Here is a 20,700-nt window from a genome sequence, read left to right as displayed (position 1 = left end):
CAATTTGTTAATCCGGCTACAAAATTAGATATAAAACATAAAAAAACATCATGTAATCCTGTTTTTTCCTATATTTGTCAGAACAAATCCGCAAAATTATGAAATTTAAACTACTATTGATAAGCTTCTTATTGGCTGCCAACACATTAGGAGCCGCAGCGCAAGTGAGTAAAACGTACTATGTAAGCAAACCCGGAACATTGATTTCCATGATGACGGAAGACGAAGCCAACGCCGTCACCCACCTCACCCTTACCGGAAAACTGAATGCCGAAGACTTCAGGCACCTGCGTGACGAGTTCGATAACCTGAAAGTGCTGGATATTTCGAATGCCGAAATAAAGATGTACAGCGGTAAGTCGGGAACTTATCCAAACGGCAAGTTCTACATTTATATGCCGAACTTCATCCCTGCCTATGCTTTCTCCAATATAGTGGACGGAGTGACTAAAGGTAAGCAGACTTTAGAAAAAGTTATCCTCTCCGAAAAGACCAAGAATATCGAAGATGCCGCCTTCAAAGGATGCGAGAATCTGAAAATCTGCCAGATCCGCAAAAAGACCGCTCCCAACCTGTTGCCGGAAGCATTGGCGGACAGTGTTACCGCTATCTTCGTCCCGCTGGGTAGCAGCGACTCTTACCGCTACAAGGACAGATGGCAGAACTTTGCTTTCATCGAAGGTGAGCCGGTGGAAGCGACTTTGCAGGTAGGACTTATGGGCAAACTGGAAGAGGAGATTCTGAAAGCGGGATTGCAGCCTCGTGATATCAATTTCCTGACCGTTGAAGGAAAACTGGATAATGCTGATTTCAAACTTATCCGCGATTATATGCCGAATCTGGTGTCGGTCGATATTTCCAAGACAAACGCTACGGCTATCCCCGATTTCACTTTTGCACAGAAGAAGTACCTGTTGAATATGAAATTACCGCATAATCTGAAGTCTATCGGACAGCGTGTGTTCAGCAACTGCGGTCGCCTTTGCGGTACATTGGAACTGCCGGCCAGTGTGACGGCTATCGAGTTCGGTGCATTTATGGGATGTGATAATCTGCGTTATGTGTTGGCTACGGGAGATAAGATTACAACGCTGGGTGATAGTTTGTTTGGAGACGGGGTGCCGAGTAAGTTGGTTTATAAGAAATAAGAAAAAAAAGAATTACCCTGATATAAACTCGTTATTAGTCAGTTTATATCAGGGGAAAATATAGATTCAGCCTTAAATTTGAACTTCGATATTCAATTTACCACCAAGTCCGCGTTCCACAATATCAAACAATGTTTTGAGAGTGATATTCTCTCCATCATTTTCCACTTTCGATATGAAAGTACGTTTTTTGTCGACACGGCTTGCAAGTTCAGCTTGAGTCATATTCAACTTTTCTCTTGCATTTCGTATCTTAAAACCGATACGCAAAGCCTCAAGTTCCCGTTCAAGCCTATCCCGTTCCGGCATTCCAATCTCACCGTAATATTCATTCTTAATCTGGTCTAAAGTCTTTGTATTCATTTTATTATCTCCTTTCCTTTTTCTTCATAATAATCAGTCATAAGTCGTTCGGCTCTTTTTATTTCTTCGGGTGGTGTCTTCTGTGTCTTTTTCTGAAAGCCACTTAACAGAACCACCAACTTATTACCATCAAAAAAACAAAAGATGCGAAATATATTATTGCCTAATTGTACACGAACCTCAAATAATCCGTTAGTGCCCTCAATATATTTCAAGTACGTCAAAGGTATTCGGTCTATCTGTTCGATTATATCCAATATCTTGATAATTTTATCACGAACCTTCTGAGGTTGTTTTTTGAAAAACTCATCAAAATACCCTTTATACGTTATTACTTCTCTAACTTTCATAATACAAAGGTAATTTATAAATTACATTCAAGCAAACTAAAAAAGGCTTATTTCATACAAATACAAACATTTAACATTCAGACTCCACCCCTGACATAAGGTTGATGCACAAGATGTGGCAACCTTCGTATTTCATCTGTACTTATTCTTTAAAAATAGCATTTACATTTTGATTCCACTTTGCCCAGGATTCTTCCCAAATTTGCTTCATTCCAGGAGACATTATGATAGTTAGGTTCTGGATATTATTTTTATCATCAGTTTGCGGAACACAAGATATGGCATTGAGACTGTTTCGTCCTCTTATGTCCAATTCTTTAAGTTGATTCTTCCCACATTTTAGCCACATTATATGCTTACATCCTTCAAGCTTTAATTTTTTTATTTGATTGTTGTTACAATAAAGAATCTCTAAATCACTACATCCACTTACATTGATGGATTTCAAGTAATTGTTCGAGCAATCCAATTCAAACAAGTTATCCAGATAACTTACATCAAGAGATGTCAGCCTATTACCTCCACAATATAACTGGGTGAGACTGACCAAATTATTAATACCTTTCAGACTTATGCAATTTATATTATTAATATTCAGGAATGTTATTTTCCCTAAAGCCCGGAGAGTGTCATCGTTATCCAAGTCTATGTGTCCATTTTCCGTGATGGGAATATCGTAATTATCATGAAGATAAGTGATAAATACCGGGTCTTCGAATTCTTCCCATACATTCTCTGATTTGCATGAGAGAAGACAAAATATTACCACCCCCGCTACAATAAGTTTGTGTGTCATAGTACTTTAGTTTAAATTCAACATTATTTTTTACTATTTATCCGGAGGGTATATTACAATGTAGAATTGCTTTTTATCCTGAAGATTTGTTTTGTGTCGTAAAGGTAGAATAAATTTATGGGATAATAATACTTTTTGTTCAAAATTTGAGAAGTATATTTCAAAGGGTAAGTGTGAGCCCTGATATAAGTTGTTTTTAGTTCAACTTATATCAGGGCGGTTAAGTGTTACTTTAATAAAGAATGTATCCATTCACGAGGTATGCCGATGAAGTGGTCATAGCCAACAATATGATTATTAAATGCGACAACAATTATAAAAATAATTGCTGCAATAAGTATCATCCATGATCCTATTTTTGCTACCCATCCGGTAAAGTCTTTATCATAATATTCTTGTTTTTTCTTCCTTTCAATATGGGTGTTCTTAGTCGTCCATTTTTTCTTTCTTTTCCTCATAAATATATTAGTGTTGAATAATTGTCGGCAAAACCCGTCTTACTGTTACTCCAGGCTGAAATCTTTCGGGATGAATATAAAATTCAGTCTGTATAATTTCTTTTGGAGATAAGCCGAGTCTATCTTGTATGACTTGTTTACGTTCGGCAAGCATTTCAATAATTTCTATCATTGATTTACCTGTAATATCGACTTCTCCCAATTCCTTTTCGATATTTCTTGCTTCTGCTTCATACTCAAGCTGTTGCATAGCCAATTGAGGGTCATCAATTACTATCTCTGTACTGTTTTGAACGACGCCATTTTCTCCATAACGTACAGTACTAACGAGACTAATCAGCAATTCTTTGAAATCCTTATAGCTATTTGCAAGATCTATGCCGCCAGAGATTTTCATTCCCCACTCATTATTATTACTCATCTGCACCTCATTTCCCCCAGGAGTATTAACTGTCTGCAAAAGAACAGGCGGTTCCATAATTTCCATTTTCTTTGGACTTTTACCGCGATAAGACACAGAAGTCTTTTGCGTATAAGACTGTGGTCTCATTCCTCTTGGATAAAAAGCATAAGGATTAGGTCTTCCCGCATTTCTATAACCTCTTCTTACCGGTGGTCTGACAGGTCTACCCTGTTTTCCATCCGGGTCTACATGTTTCACAGGATTGTCAAAACAATAATTGTAAGCATTGAGAGAATAAAACTTTTCAGCCGACGGATCGGTCACATGCCATCTCCCTATCGCAGCATCATACATCCTCGCCCCGTAATCATACCAATCCAATCCACCTTTTCTATCCAGTTCCTTACCATTATACTTATAAGGCTGTACGGAAAACGTTGAAGCAAATATACCGCCGAACGGATAGTAATAGTTTACTTCCTCTACCGTTCCGTTTTGATTGACCACTACACGGTTATTCCCTTGATGGTCTTGCAGAAAGTAATGGTATGCCGTGTCCGCGAGAGTGACGTATCCATACTCCGTCAACAACTTGTGAAACACTCCATTTTCATAGACCGCATTGCCGCAATAGTCGGTGGTAGTAGTCACTCCATCTATCACGTGCGTTGTCCGGAGCTTCGTTCCGTTCGCATCATAAAGATAGGAAATACTGTTGCCATCTCCGAACTCTATCCGATCGGGTAAATTTAGACAATTATATTGAATATCAGTAATCTTTTTATTTAAATCTTGTATTAAATTTCCATTGTTGTCGTAAAAGTACTCTATATCCTCATTTGCTCCATCTTTGAATTCGAAACCATTGACATACACCGAATTCAAAGAATTGTCATTTGCTGTTTGCAATTGATTGCCATCATACGACAAAGATAAATCATCAATCAATCCGTATGCGGAAGCAGAAGTCTGACCGTACCGTTTCAAGGCAAGGATGTTTCCCATTTTATCATACGCTGTCACCTGTTCATCAAACCGGTTCGAGTTATCGGTCAGAGACGAACCTTCACCGTAATTAGCGTCTTTCAATCGTGAAAGACCGTCGTAAGAGAATTTGTAACCTCGAGTGGCCAAGGTATCCGTCTGCCATATCATGCTGCTCACGTTGCCATTATAGCAGGGAGTGCCTGCACCATCCGTATAGTGAAGCGACTGTTTAAAAACAGGGCTGTCGATTCCTGTCAGCCAGTCACGGATGTTGTAGCTGTTAATGGTGGTCAGAGAATCTTTTCCGTTGATACGGGTGAGACTTTTCATTCTACCGATTTCATCGAAAGAATAAAGAAAGGCGGTAGTATCGTTTTCGCATACATGATTCTCACAGGTCAGTCTTCCTGCGTGGTCGTAAGTGTAGGCCTTGCATAAAGTGATATCATTGCCATACTTTTCACAAGTGGCAGTGGGATTTCCGCTAAAATTGAAAGACGACTTATCCACCAGAGTAATTCCGTTCAAGGTCGTTTGGCGCGACTGGATTAGGTTCCGGTTATAATCGTAATAATAGCAGCCATACAGTTCTTCACCGCTTTCCAGCGTACTGGTCATGCTTCCGGTGATCAAACCTTTGCAGTGCAGATTGGCAATGTCTGCATATTGCTTACCGTAATTTTCATCCTCCACATACTCCAGTGAAGCATTGAAACCTGACAAATGCTCTTTATAATCATACGTATCGTAATAATTGGCTTTCAGTACTTCAAGGCTGTCCGGATTGATTTCCGCCGGATAATGAAGCACGTAGCCGTAGAGAGTCGAAGCGTTTTCAGGTTTGAAACTTGCATATACGTTGAATGCTTCATAAGAGGCGGCGTTTAATGTTCCGTGATAGATTCCCGATAATACCGAGCGTTCCGACGAATCAGAAAACAGGAAGCTCCATTCCTCACGTTTCCTTTGATTGCCATCGCGACTGAAAATCAAGCGGTTGGCGGTGTCATAGATCATTTCCTGCCAGTCGCAGCCCGGAAGTTTCTTTGCGATGCAGCGGTTGCGGTAGTCGTAACAATACTGATAGGCGTACTTGTCTAACATAGTCCGGCAGGCTTCACCATCCGGCAGTTCTCCCGTCTGAAGGAGCAACGAGAGATTGTCGGTAGCAGCAGGTGGCAGGACGAAGCAAAGGTTGCCGTAGTCATCATACACATGGTAGGTGTCCAGTGTATCATTATCTGCGATGTTTCGGTTTAGGATGAGATGTCCTTGCTTGTCGGTAAAGCTGTAGGACGTATGTCCGTCTTCGTCTTCCGCCGACTCCACTTTTAGTTCATAGGCGGGATATGTGCCGTGTTGCAGGAGCCGGGGAAGCTCCCTTACTCCCCCGCTGCTCAACCAAAGGCAATGGTCGTCGGATGTGTTGACACGGTAATCGTGCTTGATGCCGTGTCCGGCAGTTTGCCATTCTTCTCCGGGTCCGTATTCTTCCTTTATAAGATTGAGCGCCGAGCCGTCATATACGGTAGAACTACAGGCAGATTTGTCACCATATAGCTTTCCGGCATTCGAGATAAAGGCATCAGGCTTCATCCAGACTCCCGATGTGCTTTCGGCACGTTCGGTGGGTAGCCACTGGCGGCTGTCACGCCCCAGTTCGTCATATTGGCGATAGGTTATCAAATCCTTTTTTGAAGGCGATGCTTTATACTCAATCTCTTGCTCCGGACGGCCCAAATGGTCATAATACTGAATCTGATGCCGGGCTTTACTCAAGTAGGAGAAGTTGGCTACGGAGTCACTGCCGATTGTCGGGACAATGGTTTGAATGTAATTCCGGGTGGCAGAAGGAATATAACTTTCCGGCTGCTCGGGGATTTCAGGCTCCGGCTTTGGTTGCGGTTCCGGAGTAGGCACGGGGGCGGGTTCAGGTTCCGGTGTGGGTGGTGTAGGACTTACCGGTCTGATTTTAGTATCGACCACTAAAGTTCCATCGAGTCCTAACCCTCCTTCGCACACCAGATAATATATGCCTGGGGCGAGCCTGCAAACCAATCGTGCACTATATAAATCGGAAGATACTTTCTCTACCACCTCTTTTTTCTCATTAAGCACCGTGATGAAAATCCGGCTTTTCTCTGTCATGGAAGAATAATAAGCATCCAATACACATATCGTTTCCGCTTCCGCATTGAAAGAATAGAAAATGTCTTTTTCCTTCTCGCCGTAGGTGTCCGACAAGTGGGATATTTCAGTTCTGAAAGAGCGATATCCCGAAGCACTGATAGGGATGGGACGTTCAATCGTATTACCTATTTCATCGGTTGACGTGATGCGTATACCCGATTTGCAATATCCTTCTTCCACAGCCATGCTTAGCATATAATTGCCCGGAGTCAATGCTTGCTGTGTAATCTTATTGTTTGTGCTTTGCACAATGGCCACTCCTTTGGCATCCTTCAAAAACAGCGTACTGTTTCCCGCATCATACGTTTCAATATCCACCGTCAGGTTGCATTCCACGGAAAGCTGATAGTATAAGGTCCCATCTTTCCGATAGGGAGCATTCCAACTGCAAACGCCCCACCGATATAATTCTACTGTCAACGGATCAGATTTTGAAGCAGCTATTGCCTGCGCATAGATATTTGTTTTCAGTTCGGGCAAGCAGCCGGCAGACATTCTTTCCCCTTTTCTTATGCTTGTCAATTTATAATAACCGGCAGGTAAAATGCGGCAAAAGAATGCCTGTGCGTTTTTCATCGCCAATGTGTCCTCTCTTACTTTGCCTGAAGTTCCGGTACGGTTCCAGAGATGAGCAGTGCCGGATGCCCGGCTGTGATCATGCACTTCGGTCACTAAAATGTATTCAGTCTCACCTTCCTTCTTCTCCCATAACCGAAGCGAAGTGCTGTCTGCCGGAGAACCGGCATGGTTGACGGTCATTAGCATCGGATATTCCAAGTGAAAAAGATATTCCGACAGACTATCGTTAGTCATTAAATGGTTTTCGTATGTGTAGCGCAACTCCTTCAGGTCGATTTCTTCTGCCGAAGTCGCACTTGCCGCCAACAAGAATGCAAGCGCCAGTATCAATCTTGAAAATATTGTCTTCATGTGTTCGGATAGATATTTATTCGTTAATAATATGGTAATTGGCCAGTTGGAGAATCTCTTGTTTGCCGTTTTCTCCGGTTCGGTAAGATTTCACCAACCGTCCTTTCGCGTCGTAATCGTAGTAAGTAGTTTTTCCGTCGGGAGTGGTTTCACTCTTTATGCCTGCATACGGATGATAGATATAAGTAGTCACTTGTGCTTTAGGCAGACGTGCTTGAAGACCGCTCAATGATGAATCGCAAGAAAATGCTTGCGACACACTTGCGGGACTCTTGCCCAACGCACTCCCTACTTCGCTATAAGTGGCGTTTTTAATCTGTGCCACCGGATATTTCCCGTAATATCCCCACAGATAAATGACACGTTCCGAATGATTGGTCACTATCTCCGTCGGATTGCCGTAAACGTCACGGTGAAGCAATTCCTTCACGTTTTGAGTTTTTCCGTTTCCGTCAAAAGAAGTGACGAATTGCGGCATATGCCAAACAGACGAACCGTCGGCGGACTGACAGAGCGTATAACAGACAGTGTCTCGCTTCAATAATACATCTTTGTCCGCATCGGCCATGCGAAGCGAATGCCCAGCAGGAAGTACTTGTATGCCGTAGCCGGCGTTTCGTTGAATGCGGGTATAGTTCTCCACAAGCGAGTCGCCCTCGCTTCTTAATGCAGAGTGGCGGCACAAATATCCGTCTTTATCATACTCATACCATTCCGGTGTCCGCAGGGCTTCCCTGTCGTTCTCCGGCATATAGCGCGAGGTGGTCTTCTTCACCAATGCGTATTCATAAAATGGTTCGTTGATGATATGACTGTACAATCCTGTCCGCAGACCGAAATGAGGGGCTGCCGTATAGATTCGCAGGGCGCATTTGTCTTTGTTCAGATAGCTGTATTCATACTCGGTGCGTGCCACCAGCTTCTTTTCGTCATTATAGAAGCTCTCTTTCTGAACCTTGCCGTATTTTAGGGAAACATCGACGGTGGGGTGTGCCAACAAATTGCGATTATACTGCTTTATGTCTTCATACTTGAATGTTTTGTCAGGATCGAGCGGGAACACATTCGGAGCAGTGGCGTATGAAAAGTCGCCCTGATAGTTGTAGGTACTTGCCAGATTGTGCACAAATTCCGTAGTCTTATAAGGATGCTTCGCCGACAAGTCTTTTGCCGTGGGAGCAACATAGTGTTCCGTCACCTCCGGATAACGGATATGCACCGAAGGGTAAGGAACATCGGTAATGCCTTCACTGTCAAAACTAATATATTTGATTAGATTCTCTCCTTTATCATTGATGAAATAAGCAAGATATCTATAATAGGGCATGTACGTCAGCTCACCCATATACGCAATGTAGCCATACGTATAGATAGTCTTTTTCACAGCTTTGTCCTGCTCATAATGAGTGACCGATTTCACACGTGCTCCACCTGCCGGTGCATCGTGAACTCCCACCGGATACTCAGGTTTGAGGTAGTAGTGGCTATTGTAAGATGGCTGGGGGAAGAGTGAATACCGGTGCGGTTCATATTCAAAACGGGTATAGCCTCCGGTCGGATATGTCATCTGTTGCAAGAGGGTGTAGTCATAGCATTCTCCTGTGGCATCGCGATCATTGCTGGTGATGATATAATCCTGGGCATAGAGTGTGCCCGGTTTCATGCGTGGGATGATGCCCGAGTTGGTTTGCAATCCTCTCCAGAATCCCCAATGGTCGATGTTATAAGACAAAGGAGTGGGCACAGAAGCAATCCCTCCCACTTTATATTGAAAGTCATAGCGACCTTCTTTGTTTTTCACGCTGCGGAGAAACATACGGTTGCCAAACTCATAGGTGTAAGATAGTAGCGCTTTTTCCGAATAAGAGCGGCACGAGAGAGTCACTTCGTCCAGTTTGGCTCCGCAGATATAAGGAAAACTTCCCTGTTCCGCCACTTCACTTCCATAATCTGTATATTTTCCACGGGCAGAGTAAGTGAAAAGGATTTCACAATCAGTGGTTACTATACGGTCAATCAATGCTACTTTGGTGAGTGCGTAGCTTCTGAGAGGTTCCGGTTTAAAAGCCGGATTTTCATCAAAAGAGGATGTCGCGCTTCGATAAGCCTGACTCTTCGACATGCCCGACAGCGAATATTGAAGAGCCATACTCCCTATCTCGGCAACCGGCTTGTTGTATAAAGTGCTTAGCATCTCGGGATGTTTATGATAATCTTCGTTGATATCGTCTCTATATTTAATAATCAGTTTCCGTCCGTTGGGAGCCTGTATCTCTGTCAGATAATATGCGCTGATTTCATTTCGGCTGAATTGAGGTTGTATGTTTACAGAGGAAATATGATTTTTCCAGGCGAGTGCATTGTATTCCAACGAAGAATATCCTCCACCCCCGAAAGTGTAAATATATCCGTCGTCGGTCATGATGCGTATGCGGGTTTCGCGGGGCGTAGTTGAATCAAATATCGCCATCTCGCTCAAGTCTACTTTATATTTCCCGCCATTATTACCCGATACGCTCACGCTACCGTCGAAATTGATCATAAACTTGCCCGAATACTTGCCGAAAGAGAAATGAAACACGTCTGCCGACGCTTCAACGCTATTCGTTCCGGGAATGGACGGCATGCAAGATAGGGAGTCTTTATAGGCGGCATATTTATAAGGATTCGTTCGATAGTTTTGCAACATTTCGTCGCGATTGAACTTATGCATGTTCAGCATATAGAGAAAGCCGTTGGCATATTGATAGTTCGACGGCCCTGCATCGCCGGCGATGGGTATCAGTCCCCAATTGAGATCGTCGGGCACACCATTCACTTTCCGATAGACGACTCCTCCCACGTTCAACATCCAGTTCCGCCCCACGTAGTTGTCTTGTTCTCTGGGCCGGAAGCCGGCAGAACTGTATGAAAGAGATACGGGACATTCAAAGTCCCGGTCTTTCCAGTTGACTAATGGGATTTCCAGGCTTATTCCGCCTGTATTGAGTTCTACCGGCAGGTTGTCATGGCGTTTTATGGCAGCCAGTTGAGGAGATTGTACATCCGGGTCGTGCGTGGAAGTAGGAATAAACGGGGGAATCTCATCTTCGGCGTTTATAGGCATAGCCAATAGAAGCAGGCTCATCACGAAAACTCCGAACCGTATAATTGTTTTTCTTTTCATTGTTTTTACCATATTGGGTTGAATAATAAATTTGGATATAATATAAATAAAATAATAAGGCGGGAGACAGTCTATCGTCTCCCGCCTTGGTCATAAACTTTCTGATTTTTACAGATTCATCGCATTACCGCCCACAACGCCCAGCACTGCCGATGCCACTGCGATAACCACTTTCAGGATCATGTCCCAAAGGGATTTTTTCATTGCCATAACTTTACACACCTCCTTTCCGATACTTTAAAAGATTTGTTACTTCCTGAATACTTGCTTACCTGAAACTCTCTTACTTGAATACCCGTTACCTGAAAACTCGCTTTTACCTCATATCGATAACTTTCCTGTTGAAAACTGATAGTTTGCGTAGCGAAGTGGTGAATCTATCCTATCCGGCAGGACTGTCGAACTCCGCTTTCACCTCAAAACACGGGCACTGTTTAATCCACTCTTCCGGTTCAATCTCCCCGTTTCCGTTGCTGTCGGGCGAGAGGTCGCGGTGACCGCACACCCGGCAACCGGGGAATTTCTTAAGCAGCAGATTCACCAGTTGCCACAGTGAAGACCATTGTGCCGGGGTGCGGGTGTCTGCCGGGCGTCCCCGGTAGTCCAGGCCGCCTTCATAGCAGATGCCTATCGAGTGAGCGTTCCATCCCCGGACGTGCGCGCCGATACGGTCAATCGGACGGGTGAGGTGAACCGTGCCATCCTTGCGGATGTAGTAGTGATAGCCCGTACCGTTGAATCCGCGTCGCCGGTGCAACGTTTCCAAATCATCCGGCGTAAGTGAACGGTCTTCACGGGTGGCGGAACAATGGATCACGATTAAGTCAATCTTTCTCATGGTGTAGCTGATATTTCTATTGCTGATTGTTGATTACTGATTGTTGATTACTGATTGCCGGTTTTTGATTATCGGCGACTACCGGTTGTCGGTTACTGATAACCGGTTATCGGTTGCCAATAGCTTATGCTGCCGGATCCGGAGTTTCTCCGTCGTCGCCACCGCCACCGGGCTTCTCATTGCCACCTTCATCAGGAGTTCCGCCACCCTCGTTTTTCGTCTTGGGCGCATCGAGATCAAGAAACTCGATTTTTTCTCCGGCACGGGTAGATGTCAGATTAGGACGGACACTGCTCGAAGGACGGAAGTTGATGTTCACCGTCTTAATGTTTTTCATCGTGCACTTGTCCTTCGTGTCCGCTCCCAGTGTGGTGGCGGAAAGACTGAATACACCGAAGTCACGGATGTTGACGGATTTGCCATCGAACAGTTCCGAGCGCATCGCTTCCACAAAATTGGTCAGCACACTCTGGATGTCTCCCAGTGAAAGGGAACTCTTGTCTTTCATGATGTAAGCGAGTTTATCCAAGTCTACACTCTGTCCCTGTGTCACAAGTTGCGGGTGAAATTTCACCACCCCGTCATCCTTTCTCGGGTCTTTACGACCCATTCTTTTAAATGGTATTGCCATGATAAATTAAAAATTGAGAATTAATAATTGAAAAATATTTGTTACAGATTGCGATTTTCGCAATGAGTATCGGGAGAGATGAACGAGCTCTGTTTCTTTCTCTTTCGATACCTCAAAGGTACTATATTACAGTGGGGTGAGATGACGTACTTTGTCTCGGATTGGCTTACTTTGTCTTACTTTCATTCCGTTTCATCCAGAGTGTATTTACTTTTATTCAGATTGATTTTATTTGACTTACATAGTTGGCTATCCGGGGGATTTTTCGTATATTTGGAATACGATAATATCAATTTCCCGAAGATATGAAAGCAGAAACAGAAGAGGCGGCGGAAGAGCCGTTTGTCATACGTCCGTATTTGAAGTCGGAACTGGCACATTTGTACAATCCTTATGTACCGTTGGTGTATGCCATGCGGAAGATGAGGGAGTGGATCAGAAATAACAAGGAACTATGTGACGCTATGTACAGCGGTGGCGAGGGAAAGAACGACCACGCTTACAGCGCAAGGCAGGTGCGGCTCATCGTGAAATATCTCGATGAGCCGTGAATCTCTTCAGGTCAGATTCCGGTTAGCTATAACGAAAATAAAATTAGCTATAATGAAATCCGGATTAGCTATAATGAAAAAAAGATTTGCTATAATGAAACTGGAATTTGCTATAATGACATTTCCGCCCATATACATGGTAATCTAAAATAAGCTGACTATAACTTTTCTTATATCGAGTTGGCATTATAATAATGTACGCATCCGCACGCGTACGCAATATGTTCTTTTTTTTATTAGCACACGCATACATTAGAAAACTGGTGGTGGTGATACCACTTCCATTTTTTAATGTGCGTGCGCTAATAAGAAAAGAACATATATGACAAGAAGAATAATACAGAAAAACATCTGGCACGCACAGCTTTTAAGATTTTTCTTAAAAATTCTTTATCCGAGAGGTAAAAGGTGCTATATTTGCACCTTTTTATAAATAATTATTAATCCAAAAGAACATTTTAAATTATGGAAAAAGGAACATTTTTGTGTTCGAATTTCAAGTAACGGACGAACACATCCAGCAGTTGAATCTCTACAACAAGAGTGAGCTGCCCGAATCGGACAAAGCCAGCATAAGACTGCTGGAGTACTTCAGAAAGCACAAAAAAGAAGTTTTCCCGGACGAGCGAAATGAATATCTTACACCGTTTGTGAAGTTCTTCGACGACAACACACTCCTGTCAGAAAAAACTCCCCCGCACATCATCGCCCAAATGGCTATGCAGATGGCTGACTTCCGCAAATCCAATGTCAAAGAGGGATATCTGTCAGAATCTCAACTTAGTAGATGTGTACAGAAACTGCGCATAATTCTTTATGGAAAATAAGGAAGCTCTATTTCCCCCGCACTACAATTTATAGCTTCTTTTGGGGATGGAAAATGTATTTTTCCGTTCCCCAAAAAGGCCATATCTTTACCGGCGAAAACAAATGCTGCTACATCTAAAATCCAAAGTCACACGACGTGCTTTCCTTTTTTCTGCAACAGACACATGTTAATAAAAAGAATTTCATAACTCAATAATTAAGTATCACAATGAATCAGTTTTATGTAACCTGCTATCGCGGGTATTCAAAAGTTATCGGACAGGTTGAACTCTGCAAATTCTTCGAACAGATAGGCAGCAGTATGTATCATCATAAAATCGAACAAATAGAGACAGCCCTCAGCGAAGGCAATTTGGCGAAAGCCGACAGCATAAAACGCCAGTTGCCTTACTTCACCCTGACTGCCAATTACTCTACCTGCCGTCTGCCCCACAGCCTTTCGGCTTACAACGACCTGCCGGTACTGGACTTCGACGAAATGCCGACGGAAGACATTCCCCGCCTACGCCTTCTTGCCGAGAACGATCCCGCCACGATAGGCTGCGCGCTTAGTCCGCGCCGCCACGGGCTGAAACTGCTCGTCTACCTGAAAACGGAAGAGGCGGCGCGCCTGCGTGCGGAAGTCGAAGCAAAGGGTACAGTGACATATGCCGAACTGGAACGTTATCACAAACGAATGTTCGAACTGGCTTCCCGCTACTACACCCGCCTGCTGGACAGTAAAGTAGACTCCAGCGGCAGCGACCTGAGCCGGGGCATGTATGCCACTTATGACCCGGATGTGTTCTTTTCCGAAGAACGGTTGGCAGGCGTCACCGCGCTCAACGTCACCGTCCAACTGCCGTTGCCGGAAGAATCAACTCCCCCAAAGCGGAAAAAGGCGCTGCGGAAAACACCGGAAGACGTAAACCTACCCGGTACGAACGACGCAAACCGCCCGGATATTTCCGACATTGACCCCGTGTCGCAAATGGAATTCCGGAAGGCGGTGGAATATACGAAGCGGAAGTTCCACTTTGAGCGCAACAGCCGCGACTGTTTCATTTACTGCCTGGGCAACCAATGTTATACCCGCCACATCGCCGAGGAAGATGCCGTGCGCATGACGTTGCACGATTTCGGCAGCGAACCGGATTTTGACGCTGAATCTCCCCTGCGCAACTCCTATCTCTACACCAGCAAGACTGACGCTAACGAAGAGGAACAGAAGAAGCCGCTCGTGCAGAAAGTGGTCGATTTCCTGCGGGAGCATTACGAATTCCGTCGCAACACGATTCTGGACAGTGTGGAATTCCGCCCATTTGCCGGCTCAGCCGCTCCCCTTCCCTTCGTGGCGATGCGTGGCAAGGATTTCAATTCCATCTATACGCATCTGCAATTGTCGTCCGTCTACTGCTCGTTGCCGATGCTAAAAGCCGTGATTGACTCAAACTTTACGCCCGATATCGACCCGTTTGCCGACTACTTCTCTTCCCTGCCGCCCTGGGACGGTGTGACGGATTACATCGGCCAGCTCGCCACCAGGGTGCAGGCCGAAGACCAGCCGTTTTGGGAAAACAGTTTTCGGCGATGGCTGGTGGGACTGGTGGCATGTGCGTTGAATGACGAAGTGCAGAATCAGGAAATGCTGGTATTTCACAGTAAGCAAGGGGTAGGAAAAAGTACTTTCATCCGTAATCTGTTGCCGCCGGAGCTACGCACGTATTACCGCAACGGTAGAATAAATCCAGACAACAAAGACCATATGCTGATGTTGTCCACTTGCCTTATTATCAATCTGGAAGAGTTTGACGGGATAGTTGCCAACCAATTGGCAGACTTGAAACGTATCATCGTGCAGGACAAGATAACCGAGCGCAAAGTGTACGATTTGCAATCGAGCACGTTTATCCGTCACGCATCGTTCGTGGCAAGTACCAACAATCCGTACTGTGTGCAGGAGTTTGGCGAAAGCCGCCGTCTCCTGCTGAGTATCGTCAATAGTATCGACTATAGCAGTCCGGTTCATCACGCGGGGATTTATTCGCAGGCTCTGGCCCTTTACCGGCAAGGTTTCCAATACTGGTACGAAGGGGACGAGATTACGGATCTGAATAGCAGAAACGAGAATTTCCGTCTGAAAGAACCGGTCGAGGAGAATCTGTTCTTCTATTTCCGTGCAGCGAAAGGGAAGGATATTAACGCTAAATGGTATTCCGCATCCTCTCTACTCGCAACAATAAGCCTGAACGGGCGCATCCAGTCCAACCGGCAGACACAGCAAATGCTGGTTGCCGTACTCAACGGCAATAAATTCAGGACAAGGCAGACCAAAGACGGAGTGACGGAATATTGGGTGGTGGAATATTCACCCGAAGAACGCAAAGAAAATTCAATTCGACCGCAACTTCCGGTTCAGAAGGGATTGGAGTTGTGATTTTCGCACAAAACAACACATTCTTTCAACTTACGCACGGGCTTTTATCGGAAATCGGCACAGATGAAAGAGGTATAGGATAACTTATCACACGACAATGTGCGGGTGAGTCTTAGATATAAAAAAATCAGGCACGGATTACGCGGATTTCACGGTGGCTAATCATTTGTGATTAACAAAAACCGTGTTATCCGCGTAATTCGCACCTTAGTTTTATGGCTATGGCTAAGCGTTAGCGTGGTTATTTATCGCCGTACATCTTTGCTCTCAATTCCTTGATATGGTCGGACGTGATATATTCGTCATATTCCATCATCTTGTCGATGATGCCGTTCGGAGTCAGTTCGATGATACGGTTGGCAACGGTCTGGATGAATTCGTGGTCATGGGAAGAGAAGAGGATATTTCCCTTGTACGTCTTCAGGTTGTTGTTGAATGCCTGGATAGATTCCAAGTCCAAGTGGTTGGTAGGAGTATCCAGAATCAGACAGTTGGCGTTGCGGAGCTGCATGCGGGCAATCATACAACGCATCTTCTCACCACCGGAGAGTACGCTTACTTTCTTCAGCACTTCTTCGCCTGAGAACAGCATACGGCCGAGGAAGCCTTTCATATAGACTTCGTTGCCTTCGCCGAACTGGCTCAACCAGTCTACGAGATTCAGGTCAGTGTTGAAGAAGTCGGTGTTGTCCAACGGAAGATAAGCGGTGGTGATAGTCACGCCCCAGTTGAAGGTTCCGGCATCCGGCTTCATGTTTCCGTTGATGATTTCGAAGAAGGCAGTCATCGCACGTGGGTTGCGTGAAAGGAATACGATTTTGTCGCCTTTCTCTACGTTGAAGTTGACGTCGTTGAAGAGCACTACGCCCTCTTCCGTCTTCTTGCTCAGTCCCGATACTTCCAGGATTTGGTTACCCGGTTCGCGTTCGGGGGTGAAGATGATACCCGGATACTTGCGTGAAGACGGTTTGATTTCTTCTACGTTCAGTTTCTCAAGCATCTTCTTACGGCTTGTGGTCTGCTTGCTCTTCGCTACGTTGGCGCTGAACCGGCGGATAAATTCTTCCAGTTCCTTCTTCTTCTCTTCAGCCTTCGCCTTCTGGTTCTGCTGCTGACGGAGAGCCAACTGGCTCGATTCGTACCAGAAACTATAGTTACCGGCAAACATATTGATTTTTCCGTAGTCGATGTCTACGGTATGCGTACATACGGAGTCGAGGAAGTGACGGTCGTGGCTCACTACGAGCACGGTGTGTTCGAAGTTGGAAAGGTATTCTTCAAGCCAGGTCACTGTTTCCATATCGAGGTCATTGGTAGGCTCATCCAGTAGCAGGTTGTCCGGATTTCCGTACAAGGCTTGTGCCAACATCACACGTACCTTTTCCTTACCGCTCAATTCACCCATCAATGTATAATGCTTGTCTTCCTTAATGCCCAGTCCGCTCAACAGCATGGCCGCGTCACTCTCCGCGTTCCATCCGTCCAACTCGGCAAAACGTTCTTCCAGTTCGGAAACTTTCAGTCCGTCTTCGTCTGTAAAATCTTCTTTGGCATACAGCACTTCGCGTTGTTTCATTATGTCCCACAACACGGTATGCCCCATCATTACGGTATCCATTACGGTAAAGGCGTCCCACTTGAAGTGATCCTGGCTCAATACGGAGAGGCGTTCGCCGGGGCCCAGGGCAATCGTACCGGTAGTGGGATCCAAATCCCCGTAAATCGTGCGGAGGAATGTAGATTTTCCCGCACCGTTCGCACCGATAATACCATAGCAATTACCACTCGTAAACTTCAGGTTTACGTCATTAAACAACACTCTTTTACCAAACTGTACCGAAACATTCGAAACTGTAATCATCTTACCTTTTTCTATTTAACTTTTAACTTTTTCGCTTTGAAGCCGCAAAGGTAGGTATTTAAAATGAATTATGAGCTATCCGGTATGTGCCAATCTGACATAAAAGTGTTACCTTTGCAGCGTTTTTTGGCAAAACGGCCAACTTGGCAAAGTTTTTGCAGGCAGAATCAATGACATCCGGTCAGCCCGGCATGTTTACAGGCGGTATCTTATACGGATGACGCATGTTTTTTAAACAGTAAATAGTAATAAGTAAAATAGTAAATACCAATATGGATCCGAAAGAAAAAAAAGTGAAGGAAGAAGAGATGAATGTGGAAGACATTCTGAATAATGGTGCGGAAGACCAACCGCAAAACGAACAGGCTGAAGACGCGGCTCCGCTGACACACGAGGAAGAGCTTGAGCAGGAATTGGGAAAGGCTCAGGAGACTATCGAGGAGCAGAAGGATAAGTATCTGCGATTGTCTGCCGAGTTTGACAATTATCGCAAGCGCACTATAAAGGAGAAAGCGGAGCTGATTCTGAATGGTGGCGAAAAGAGCCTGAGCAGCATTCTTCCGGTAGTGGACGACTTCGAGCGTGCCATCAAGACGATGGAGACGGCAACGGATGTGAATGCCGTGAAGGAAGGCGTCGAGCTGATTTACAATAAGTTTCTGGCTGTACTGGCGCAGAACGGCGTGAAGGTCATCGAGACGAAAGACCAGCCGCTGGATACGGATTATCATGAAGCCATCGCAGTGATTCCTGCTCCGTCGGAAGAACAGAAGGGCAAGATTCTGGATTGTGTGCAGACGGGTTATACATTGAACGACAAGGTGCTCCGTCACGCGAAGGTAGTTGTAGGGGAATAAGATTAATTTGTAATTGACAAAGAAGCATGGCAGAAAAAAGAGATTATTACGAAATACTGGAAGTGACGAAGACCGCCACAGTAGAAGAAATAAAGAAGGCATACCGCAAGAAGGCGATTCAGTATCACCCTGACAAGAATCCGGGGGATAAGGAAGCGGAAGAGAAGTTTAAAGAGGCAGCCGAGGCTTATGATGTATTGAGTAATCCGGACAAGCGTTCACGTTATGACCAGTTCGGTCATGCGGGCGTGAGCGGCGCGGCAGGCAATGGCGGGCCGTTTGGCGGTTTCGGTGGCGAAGGTATGTCGATGGATGACATTTTCTCTATGTTCGGCGATATCTTCGGCGGTCGTGGCGGTGGCTTCGGCGGCGGATTCAGCGGTTTTGGCGGATTCGGCGGCGGTGGCGGCGGTTCACAGCAGCGCCGGTATCGCGGAAGTGACCTTCGCGTCAAGGTGAAACTGACTCTGAAGGAGATTTCCGAAGGGGTGGAAAAGAAGTTTAAGCTCAAGAAATATGTGCCGTGCGACCAGTGTCATGGTTCGGGTGCCGAGGGCGATGGTGGTTCGGAGACTTGCCCTACTTGTAAGGGTAGCGGTTCGACGATCCGCAACCAACAGACGATTCTGGGGACTATGCAGACTCGTGTCACTTGCTCTACTTGTAATGGTGAAGGTAAGATTATCAAGAACAAGTGTAAGAAGTGTGGTGGCGACGGAATCATTTACGGTGAAGAGGTGGTGACGGTGAAGATTCCTGCCGGAGTGGCAGAGGGTATGCAGCTCTCTATGGGTGGCAAGGGTAATGCCGGAAAGCATAATGGCGTGGCAGGCGATTTGCTGATTCTCGTAGAGGAAGAACCGCATCCGGACTTGATTCGCGACGAGAATGATTTGATTTACAATCTGTTGTTGAGTTTCCCGACGGCTGCGCTGGGCGGTGCCGTGGAGATTCCGACGATTGACGGCAAGGTGAAGGTGAAGATTGATTCGGGTACTCAGCCGGGCAAGGTGCTCCGTCTACGCGGTAAGGGATTGCCGAACGTGAATGGATATGGAACGGGGGATTTGCTCGTGAATATCAGTATTTATGTGCCGGAAGCTCTTAACAAGGAGGAGAAGAGTACGCTCGAGAAGATGGAGGCTTCGGACAACTTCAAGCCGAGCACGTCGGTGAAGGAGAAGATTTTCAAGAAGTTCAAGAGTTTCTTCGACTAAGACTTTTATATAACTTATATAACAGTTCCATGGGACAAAATCCTATGGAACTGTTTTTAGAATACCACTGTTATCATTTATTCTTAAATCCCCTTGACGAATCATAAATAGTTCTCATTTCACTTGCAGATACAATTTTAAGTACCTATATTTGTACTTATCAAAAGAAGGATTATGAGAACAACCAATTATTCAGAACTAAGAAATAACCTCAAGAGCTATCTCGACGCGGTTATCAATGACAGTGAACCATTAATCGTTCATCGTTCAGGAAACGAAAGTGTAGTCGTTATTTCTCTGGAAGAATACAATTCTATCAAAGAGACTGAATACATTATGAAATCCCCCGCCATGATGGATATCATTAGAAAGGGAGATGATGAAATAAAAAATGGTGGCGGCACTTCGGTTGATATTGAAAACTTATGGAAATAAAACTTCTTGAACAGGCTAAAATAGATCTTGAGTACTGGAAAAAGACTGGTAACAAAGTCATTATGAATAAAATAACGGCTTTGCTCAAAGATATTTCAGAGCATCCATATACCGGCATAGGTAAACCAGAACCGCTAAAATATGAACTTGCGGGCAAATGGTCAAGACGTATTAATTCAGAACATCGAATCATCTATTCCGTACATGAAGATACGATTGAAGTATATGTATTTTCTATGAGATACCACTATATGAAGAAATAAAAGGGAGTGCCC

General features: G+C 44.9%; 18 protein-coding genes. 8 read left to right on the top strand and 10 right to left on the bottom strand.

Going from position 1 to position 20,700, the window contains the following annotated elements; genetic code table 11:
- The first annotated feature begins 98 nt into the window (after positions 1–98).
- Entirely contained in the window at positions 99–1,148 is a 1,050-nt protein-coding gene (locus BQ7997_RS24515; protein ID WP_073348390.1) for a leucine-rich repeat domain-containing protein, read from the top strand.
- A gap of 72 nt (positions 1,149–1,220) precedes the next feature.
- On the opposite strand, the gene BQ7997_RS24510 is transcribed toward BQ7997_RS24515, so the two are convergent.
- The 9 genes from BQ7997_RS24510 to BQ7997_RS24475 form a co-directional block, all read right to left on the bottom strand.
- The gene (locus BQ7997_RS24510; RefSeq protein ID WP_022138458.1) at positions 1,221–1,511 is read right to left on the bottom strand and encodes a helix-turn-helix domain-containing protein; all 291 of its coding nucleotides are present in this window, start codon (positions 1,509–1,511) and stop codon (positions 1,221–1,223) included.
- Positions 1,508–1,861, bottom strand: a complete 354-nt coding sequence (locus tag BQ7997_RS24505) for a type II toxin-antitoxin system RelE/ParE family toxin (RefSeq protein WP_073348389.1) — start codon at positions 1,859–1,861, stop codon at positions 1,508–1,510. The genes BQ7997_RS24510 and BQ7997_RS24505 overlap by 4 nt, the downstream gene beginning before the upstream one ends.
- Positions 1,862–2,003: 142 nt before the next feature.
- A complete protein-coding gene (locus tag BQ7997_RS24500; protein WP_073348388.1) occupies positions 2,004–2,657 on the bottom strand; it encodes a leucine-rich repeat domain-containing protein in 654 nt (217 codons plus the stop codon).
- A 227-nt stretch (positions 2,658–2,884) separates the two neighbouring features.
- Positions 2,885–3,115, bottom strand: coding sequence for a hypothetical protein (locus tag BQ7997_RS24495; protein WP_073348387.1), 231 nt, complete (start codon positions 3,113–3,115; stop codon positions 2,885–2,887).
- 7 nt (positions 3,116–3,122) lie between these two features.
- Positions 3,123–7,625, bottom strand: a complete 4,503-nt coding sequence (locus BQ7997_RS24490) for a DUF6443 domain-containing protein (protein ID WP_073348386.1) — start codon at positions 7,623–7,625, stop codon at positions 3,123–3,125.
- 16 nt (positions 7,626–7,641) lie between these two features.
- A complete protein-coding gene (locus tag BQ7997_RS24485) occupies positions 7,642–10,791 on the bottom strand; it encodes a hypothetical protein (RefSeq protein ID WP_073348385.1) in 3,150 nt (1,049 codons plus the stop codon).
- Positions 10,792–10,899: 108 nt separating this feature from the next.
- Complete coding sequence (locus BQ7997_RS25560; RefSeq protein ID WP_022138449.1) at positions 10,900–10,995, bottom strand: smalltalk protein; 96 nt, start codon at positions 10,993–10,995, stop codon at positions 10,900–10,902.
- A 178-nt stretch (positions 10,996–11,173) separates the two neighbouring features.
- Entirely contained in the window at positions 11,174–11,629 is a 456-nt protein-coding gene (locus BQ7997_RS24480; protein WP_022138448.1) for an N-acetylmuramoyl-L-alanine amidase, read from the bottom strand.
- Positions 11,630–11,753: 124 nt separating this feature from the next.
- Entirely contained in the window at positions 11,754–12,260 is a 507-nt protein-coding gene (locus tag BQ7997_RS24475) for an HU family DNA-binding protein (protein WP_044656504.1), read from the bottom strand.
- Between the two features lie 305 nt (positions 12,261–12,565).
- On the opposite strand from BQ7997_RS24475, the gene BQ7997_RS24470 reads away from it, so the two are divergent.
- The 3 genes from BQ7997_RS24470 (at position 12,566) to BQ7997_RS24460 (ending at position 16,055) form a co-directional block, all read left to right on the top strand.
- Complete coding sequence (locus BQ7997_RS24470) at positions 12,566–12,811, top strand: DUF4248 domain-containing protein (protein WP_073348384.1); 246 nt, start codon at positions 12,566–12,568, stop codon at positions 12,809–12,811.
- Positions 12,812–13,296: 485 nt separating this feature from the next.
- Positions 13,297–13,638 (top strand): hypothetical protein, encoded by a 342-nt coding sequence (locus BQ7997_RS24465; protein ID WP_073348383.1) that lies wholly within the window; start codon positions 13,297–13,299, stop codon positions 13,636–13,638.
- A 209-nt stretch (positions 13,639–13,847) separates the two neighbouring features.
- Positions 13,848–16,055 carry a VapE domain-containing protein gene (locus tag BQ7997_RS24460; protein WP_073348382.1) on the top strand — a complete coding sequence of 736 codons (2,208 nt, stop codon included), beginning with the start codon at positions 13,848–13,850 and terminating at the stop codon, positions 16,053–16,055.
- 241 nt (positions 16,056–16,296) lie between these two features.
- Here the strand turns inward: BQ7997_RS24460 and BQ7997_RS24455 are convergent, their stop codons facing one another.
- Positions 16,297–17,916: an ABC-F family ATP-binding cassette domain-containing protein gene (locus tag BQ7997_RS24455; RefSeq protein ID WP_073348381.1), complete on the bottom strand. Its 1,620-nt coding sequence runs from the start codon at positions 17,914–17,916 to the stop codon at positions 16,297–16,299.
- Positions 17,917–18,188: 272 nt separating this feature from the next.
- On the opposite strand from BQ7997_RS24455, the gene BQ7997_RS24450 reads away from it, so the two are divergent.
- The 4 genes from BQ7997_RS24450 to BQ7997_RS24435 all read left to right on the top strand — a co-directional run bounded on the left by BQ7997_RS24450 (position 18,189) and on the right by BQ7997_RS24435 (position 20,688).
- On the top strand, positions 18,189–18,773 hold the full coding sequence (locus BQ7997_RS24450; protein ID WP_073348380.1) for a nucleotide exchange factor GrpE: 585 nt from the start codon (positions 18,189–18,191) through the stop codon (positions 18,771–18,773).
- Positions 18,774–18,799: 26 nt separating this feature from the next.
- Entirely contained in the window at positions 18,800–19,990 is a 1,191-nt protein-coding gene (dnaJ, locus tag BQ7997_RS24445) for a molecular chaperone DnaJ (RefSeq protein WP_022139716.1), read from the top strand.
- Between the two features lie 174 nt (positions 19,991–20,164).
- Positions 20,165–20,425, top strand: coding sequence for a type II toxin-antitoxin system Phd/YefM family antitoxin (locus BQ7997_RS24440; RefSeq protein WP_022139717.1), 261 nt, complete (start codon positions 20,165–20,167; stop codon positions 20,423–20,425).
- Positions 20,416–20,688: a Txe/YoeB family addiction module toxin gene (locus BQ7997_RS24435; RefSeq protein ID WP_073348379.1), complete on the top strand. Its 273-nt coding sequence runs from the start codon at positions 20,416–20,418 to the stop codon at positions 20,686–20,688. Before BQ7997_RS24440 ends, BQ7997_RS24435 begins: the two co-directional genes overlap by 10 nt.
- The last annotated feature ends 12 nt before the right edge of the window (positions 20,689–20,700 follow it).

The organism is Bacteroides congonensis (genome assembly GCF_900130125.1).
In the GTDB taxonomy this organism is placed as follows: domain Bacteria; phylum Bacteroidota; class Bacteroidia; order Bacteroidales; family Bacteroidaceae; genus Bacteroides; species Bacteroides congonensis.
This window is presented reverse-complemented; position numbering and strand designations above follow the sequence as displayed.

Excerpts from the sequence above, each read along its gene's own strand:
- BQ7997_RS24495 (WP_073348387.1), bottom strand. The coding sequence starts at position 3,115 with ATGAGGAAAAGAAAGAAAAAATGGACGACTAAGAACACCCATATTGAA.
- BQ7997_RS24450 (WP_073348380.1), top strand. The coding sequence starts at position 18,189 with ATGGATCCGAAAGAAAAAAAAGTGAAGGAAGAAGAGATGAATGTGGAA.
- dnaJ (WP_022139716.1), top strand. The coding sequence starts at position 18,800 with ATGGCAGAAAAAAGAGATTATTACGAAATACTGGAAGTGACGAAGACC.
- BQ7997_RS24455 (WP_073348381.1), bottom strand. The coding sequence starts at position 17,916 with ATGATTACAGTTTCGAATGTTTCGGTACAGTTTGGTAAAAGAGTGTTG.
- BQ7997_RS24480 (WP_022138448.1), bottom strand. The coding sequence starts at position 11,629 with ATGAGAAAGATTGACTTAATCGTGATCCATTGTTCCGCCACCCGTGAA.
- BQ7997_RS24440 (WP_022139717.1), top strand. The coding sequence starts at position 20,165 with ATGAGAACAACCAATTATTCAGAACTAAGAAATAACCTCAAGAGCTAT.
- BQ7997_RS24515 (WP_073348390.1), top strand. The coding sequence starts at position 99 with ATGAAATTTAAACTACTATTGATAAGCTTCTTATTGGCTGCCAACACA.
- BQ7997_RS24435 (WP_073348379.1), top strand. The coding sequence starts at position 20,416 with ATGGAAATAAAACTTCTTGAACAGGCTAAAATAGATCTTGAGTACTGG.
- BQ7997_RS25560 (WP_022138449.1), bottom strand. The coding sequence starts at position 10,995 with ATGAAAAAATCCCTTTGGGACATGATCCTGAAAGTGGTTATCGCAGTG.
- BQ7997_RS24500 (WP_073348388.1), bottom strand. The coding sequence starts at position 2,657 with ATGACACACAAACTTATTGTAGCGGGGGTGGTAATATTTTGTCTTCTC.
- BQ7997_RS24510 (WP_022138458.1), bottom strand. The coding sequence starts at position 1,511 with ATGAATACAAAGACTTTAGACCAGATTAAGAATGAATATTACGGTGAG.
- BQ7997_RS24485 (WP_073348385.1), bottom strand. The coding sequence starts at position 10,791 with ATGAAAAGAAAAACAATTATACGGTTCGGAGTTTTCGTGATGAGCCTG.
- BQ7997_RS24460 (WP_073348382.1), top strand. The coding sequence starts at position 13,848 with ATGAATCAGTTTTATGTAACCTGCTATCGCGGGTATTCAAAAGTTATC.
- BQ7997_RS24475 (WP_044656504.1), bottom strand. The coding sequence starts at position 12,260 with ATGGCAATACCATTTAAAAGAATGGGTCGTAAAGACCCGAGAAAGGAT.
- BQ7997_RS24470 (WP_073348384.1), top strand. The coding sequence starts at position 12,566 with ATGAAAGCAGAAACAGAAGAGGCGGCGGAAGAGCCGTTTGTCATACGT.
- BQ7997_RS24490 (WP_073348386.1), bottom strand. The coding sequence starts at position 7,625 with ATGAAGACAATATTTTCAAGATTGATACTGGCGCTTGCATTCTTGTTG.
- BQ7997_RS24505 (WP_073348389.1), bottom strand. The coding sequence starts at position 1,861 with ATGAAAGTTAGAGAAGTAATAACGTATAAAGGGTATTTTGATGAGTTT.